Annotated in this window: 2 protein-coding genes; both read left to right on the forward strand. The window is 65.8% G+C overall.

Features of this window, described 5'->3' with window-relative positions:
• Positions 1-57 precede the first annotated feature (57 nt).
• Complete coding sequence (locus ACN0V4_RS21445) at positions 58-4,434, forward strand: strawberry notch-like NTP hydrolase domain-containing protein (RefSeq protein ID WP_417679948.1); 4,377 nt, start codon at positions 58-60, stop codon at positions 4,432-4,434.
• Positions 4,435-4,437: 3 nt separating this feature from the next.
• Positions 4,438-5,469 (forward strand): toprim domain-containing protein, encoded by a 1,032-nt coding sequence (locus ACN0V4_RS21450; protein WP_417679950.1) that lies wholly within the window; start codon positions 4,438-4,440, stop codon positions 5,467-5,469.
• Positions 5,470-5,638: the final 169 nt, after the last annotated feature.

The raw sequence follows: 5,638 nt of genomic DNA on the forward strand, positions 1-5,638 counted from the left end.
GGCTGCCCGAGAGAGGGTGTCCGGGCCTGATCCTGTCCTTCATTCCGGAGTTTCCCGATGACCCATCTTGCCCCTGTTGCGCAGGCGTCCTTGCCTGCGCCCATTGTCCCGTTGGCAGCAAATCCTGCCCCTGCGATCGTTGCTGTTGCCGAAGCGCTGCAGCCCGATCTGGCGCAAGGGCTTCAGATCGACGCGCTGCGCCTGCGCCGCGAGATGGAACATGCCTTCGGCGGTTCCGATGCGACCGGTGCTTGGGACTGGAAGCTCGCCTATGAGGCAGGCGAGGTGGCGCTGATCCTCTTTCTGCGAAAGTTCGGTCGGGCGCTGCTTGCGCGTACCGGCTCGCCTGCGGCGCTCTTGCCGATCCTCGCCAAGGTGGCAGGCCTCTTGCCCACGCACACCCGGCGGTCGGAAGAGATGGAGCGCTTTCAGCAATTCTCGACGCCGCTGCCCATGGGGCTCGCGGCTGTGGCGGCAGCACAGATCACGCCCCGTGATCTTGTCCTAGAGCCGTCTGCCGGGACCGGGCTTCTGGCGATCCTCGCCGAGATCGCCGGCGGCACTCTGGCTCTGAACGAGTTGGCGGACACCCGCGCCGACCTTCTTCGCTTGCTGTTCCCGGGCCGACCGGTCACGGGGTTTGATGCCGCGCAGATCGATGATCATCTCGATGCCTCCTCAAGCCCGAGCGTCATTCTGATGAACCCGCCCTTCTCGGCCCAAGCCAATGTCGATGGTCGGTCGACCGAGGCGACGGCCCGACATCTGCGCTCGGCCCTCGCACGGCTGGCGCCCGGCGGGCGGCTCGTTGCCATCACGGGTGCCGGTTTCGCGCCGGACGCGCCGGCCTCGGCCGAGACCTTCGACCGTCTGACCGAGACGGCCCATCTCGTCTTCACCGGCGCGGTGTCGGGCGCCGCTTTCGCCAAACACGGCACCAGCTTCGAGACGCGGATTTCTGTCTTTGACAAATGCCGCGGCGGCGAGCCGGGCGGCATCACCGCAGACCTGCGCCAACCCACATCCCCGGACGTGGCACATCTGATGTCCCGGGTCACTGCCGAGGTTCCGCCGCGCCTCAAGTGGGATCCGACTCCTGCTGCGGGGCAGGGCCATTCTTCCCCCCTTCCGGGAAATTCTCACCTCACCATCCGCAAACCCGCCAGCCGATCACACGCGACCTCTGCAGCTCAACCGGCGAAACCAGACACGCCGATCGAGGCCGAGGACCTAAACTACGCACTTCGCGACGCCGCCGAGGACGAAGACGCGACACGGCTGTCCGACGCGATCTACGAGACCTTCCGTCTGCAGGCTATCGACATCCCAGACGCCGCATCGCACCCGACCAAGCTTGTGCAATCGGCGGCCATGGCCTCTGTCGCACCTCCGAAACCCTCCTATCGCCCCAAGCTTCCGGCGACCATCCTGCGCGACGGCATGCTCTCCGACGCGCAACTCGAGACCGTCATCTACGCAGGGGAGGCGCATGGCGCGCATCTCTCTGGGTCTTGGACCGTCGATGAGACCGGAGACGTGGTCTCCGCAGCACCAGACGATGCGGCTGACGCCGTCCGTTTCCGCCGGGGCTTCTTCCTTGGCGATGGGACCGGGGCCGGCAAGGGCCGTCAGTCGGCCGGGATCCTGCTCGACAACTGGGCCCGAGGAAGACGCAAGGCGCTCTGGATCTCGAAGAGTGACAAACTCCTAGAGGATGCACAGCGCGACTGGTCGGCGCTTGGCCAGGAGCGGCTTCTGGTGACGCCGCTGTCGCGTTTCGCACAAGGCCGCGACATCCCGCTGACCGAGGGAATCCTCTTCACCACCTATGCGACGCTGCGCTCGGAAGAACGGGGTGCCAAGAAATCCCGCGTCGACCAGATCGTCGACTGGCTCGGGGCGGATTTCGACGGGGTGATCCTCTTCGACGAAAGCCATGCCATGGCAAATGCTGCCGGAGGCAAAGGCGAACGGGGCGATACCATGGCCTCGCAGCAGGGCAGGGCGGGCCTGCGCCTGCAGCACAAACTTCCGAATGCCCGCGTGGTCTATGTCTCGGCCACGGGCGCAACGACGGTCCACAACCTCGCTTATGCTCAGCGTCTCGGTCTCTGGGGCGGGGAGGATTTCCCGTTCGCAACCCGCGCCGAGTTTGTGGAAGCCATCGAGGCTGGCGGTGTCGCGGCGATGGAGGTTCTGGCCCGCGACCTCCGGGCGCTCGGCCTCTACACGGCGCGGTCGCTGTCCTATGACGGTGTCGAATACGAGATGCTGGAGCACGCGCTTAGCCCCGAGCAGCGCGGTATCTACGATGCCTATGCCGGGGCCTTCGCCATTATTCACAACAACCTGACCGCGGCGTTGGAAGCGGCGAATATTTCCGGTGAGAGCGGCACGCTGAACCGTCAGGCGAAATCCGCCGCTCGCTCGGCGTTTGAATCCGCCAAGCAGCGCTTCTTCGGCCACCTGCTAACCAGCATGAAAACCCCCGCCCTCATTTCCAGCATCGAGGAGGATCTGGCGGCAGCCCATGCCGCCGTCATCCAGATCGTCTCGACGGGTGAGGCGCTGATGGAACGCCGCCTGTCGGAGATCCAAACCGAGGAATGGAATGATATCCGTTGTGACATCACGCCCAGGGAATACGTTCTGGACTACCTCGCCCATTCCTTCCCGGTGCAGCTCTACGAGCCTTTCACCGACAGCGAAGGTAATCTTTCGTCGCGCCCCGTAACGCGAGACGGCCAACCGGTCGAATGCCGCGAAGCCGTCCGCCGTCGTGACGCGCTGATCGAAAAGCTGGCCTCGCTGCCGCCCGTCCCTGGTGCGCTCGACCAGATCGTCCAGCGCTTCGGCACCGATCTCGTGGCCGAAGTCACAGGGCGCTCGCGGCGCATCGTGCGGAAGGGCGAAGGGCATTCGGCACGGCTCGTGGTGGAGAACCGGGCCGGAGCCGCGAACCTCGCGGAAACCCAAGCCTTCATGGATGACGAAAAGCCTATCCTGATCTTCTCGGATGCCGGCGGCACCGGGCGCAGCTATCACGCTGATCTCGGCGCGAAAAACCAGCGCTTGCGGGTCCACTACCTCCTGGAGCCGGGCTGGAAGGCCGATGCGGCGATCCAGGGCCTCGGACGCACCAACCGGACCAACCAGGCGCAGCCGCCGCTGTTCCGGCCGGAGGCCACCGATGTGAAGGCGGAGAAGCGGTTCCTGTCGACCATTGCGCGCCGCCTCGACACGCTTGGGGCCATCACCCGCGGCCAGCGGCAGACCGGCGGGCAAGGGCTGTTCCGCCCAGAGGATAACCTCGAGTCGCCTTATGCCCGAGACGCCCTGCGCCAGCTTTACCGCCGCATCTATCGCGGCGATGTTGCGGGATGCTCACTTGGGGCTTTCGAGGATGCCACAGGCCTTAGCCTGACCGATGACAACGGGCTGAAGGATGATCTGCCGCCGATCACGACCTTCCTCAATCGCCTGCTGGCGCTGACGATCGACATGCAGGCCGTGCTGTTCGCGGGTTTCGAGGAGCTGCTCGATCAGCGAATTGAGGGCGCCATCGCCGCCGGGGTCTATGATCTCGGGCTCGAGACACTCCGTGCCGAGAGCTTCCGGGTGACCGACGCACAGGTCATCTACACCCATCCCGGCTCCGGCGCGGAAACCCAGCTGCTGACCATCGCGGAAAAGCGCCGCAACACGCCGACTCCGCTCGCGGATGCACTCGATTGGCTGGATGGCCCGCAGGCGCGGTGTCTCATCAACAGCCGCTCCGGTCGGGCGGCGGTACAGGTGCCCGCGACCAGCCTGATGCTGGACGATGGCACCATCGAGCCGCGCCTGCGCCTGATCCGCCCGCTTGATGCCAGCACGGTCCCGGCCAAGGTCATGGAGGACACTCACTGGCTCGAGGCCGACCGCGCGGCCTTCACTGCGGCTTGGACTGCGGAACTGGCCGAGGTGCCGGAGTTTTCGGACTCCACGCTGCACATCGTGGCAGGTCTGCTGCTGCCGATCTGGAAGCAGCTTCCCCAGGATGAAACCCGGGTCTATCGCCTGCAGACCGATGACGGGCAGCGCATCATCGGGCGCCGCGTCTCGCCCGCCTGGGTTGCGACCACGCTGGCGGATGACGCGCCAAAGCTCTCGGCGGCGCAGGTCCATGCCCTCGTTCTGGAGGGAAAGACTGTCGTGCGCCTGTCCGAAGGGATGGAATTGCACCGCTCGCGCGTCATGGGCGCGCACCGGATCGAACTGTCGGGCTTCTCGGAGGCAGCCAAGGATCGGCTCAAGGCCGATGGCTTCTTCTCGGAGATTATTAGTTGGAAGCTTCGGCTGTTTTGCCCGACCGACGCCGATGGCGTCGCGATACTGGACCGTCTGCTTGCACGTTGTCCTGTCGCAAGGCTACATGATCGCGGAGGCTGTTGACCCATGTATTCCGAGACCGAAGACCTCGTGCGCGATTTGGCAGAAAATGCCGAAGGCGTCTGTCGTGCCTACCTTCCCGCCGGACGGCGGGAAGGATCCTACTGGATCGTGGGTGACCTGCAAAACAATCCTGGCCGCTCGCTCTTCGTGCGGCTGACCGGGCCCGCGTCGGGGCCGGGGGCAGCGGGCAAGTTTACGGATGGGGCCACAGGCGAGCATGGCGATCTCCTGGACATCATCCGCGCCCGGACGGGGATTACGCGCTTCCCCGACCTTCTCGCCGAGGCCCGAGCGCATCTTGGCCGTCCGCAGCCGGTCGTCCCGGATAGGCAAGAGCCGAGGAAGGCCAAGGCGCCCGGTGGCACTCCCGCGGCAGCGGCGCGCTTGTTTGCTGCCTCGGTGCCGGTCGCAGGCACGCTTGCTGAGACCTACCTCCGTTCCCGAGGCATCACCCAATTCGGGGCGAACGGCGCCTTACGCTTCCACCCGAAGTGCTGGCATCGGGAAGAGGGGCAGACCCGGAGCATCCCCAAACCGGCGATGATCGCGGCGGTTACCGATGGGGCAGGGGCCGTGCAGGGTGTGCATCGCACCTGGCTGGCGCCTGACGGACAGGGGAAGGCGGCAGTGAATCCACAGCGTCGGGCTATGGGTCACCTCCTCGGCAATGCCGTCAGGCTGACCTCGCAGGATGACATCCTCGTTGTCGGCGAAGGCATCGAGACCATACTGTCTCTATCCGAGGCGATCCCCGGTCTGCCCGTCTGGGCGGCGCTCTCTTCGGGTCACCTCGGGGCGGTCCTGCTGCCAGAGGGGCTGAAGCGCCTCTACATCGCGATCGATCGCGATCCGGCCGGGCAACGCGCGGCAGAGAGGTTGAGCGCCAGAGCCTCCGAGGTCGGGATCGGTTGCCATGTGCTGGAACCGAGGCTCGGGGATTTCAACGATGATCTTCGGGCGAACGGCAAGGACGCACTGCGCCAGCATCTGGCAGGTCAGATCGGGCCAGAGGATCGGCATCGCCTGCCCAGCTGAGCTGCATCGCGCAGGGGGTCTGGGAGTGCGGAGCAGGGGGCAGCATCCCAGTCGTGGCTCTGGATCGTCGTCCTCACCCCATCCCGGGCCTTGCGCATCCACCCGTCAGCCCTGCGCGGCCTTCAAGAGATGGGCAGGCCGTCAAAGCGGTTGCCCCTGCAAGGTCGGC

The organism is Pseudodonghicola sp. (genome assembly GCF_048268305.1).
Classification (GTDB): domain Bacteria; phylum Pseudomonadota; class Alphaproteobacteria; order Rhodobacterales; family Rhodobacteraceae; genus Pseudodonghicola.

Bases quoted from the DNA above. Each gene is read 5' to 3' on its own strand.
- ACN0V4_RS21445 (WP_417679948.1), top strand. From the start codon at position 58: ATGACCCATCTTGCCCCTGTTGCGCAGGCGTCCTTGCCTGCGCCCATT.
- ACN0V4_RS21450 (WP_417679950.1), top strand. From the start codon at position 4,438: ATGTATTCCGAGACCGAAGACCTCGTGCGCGATTTGGCAGAAAATGCC.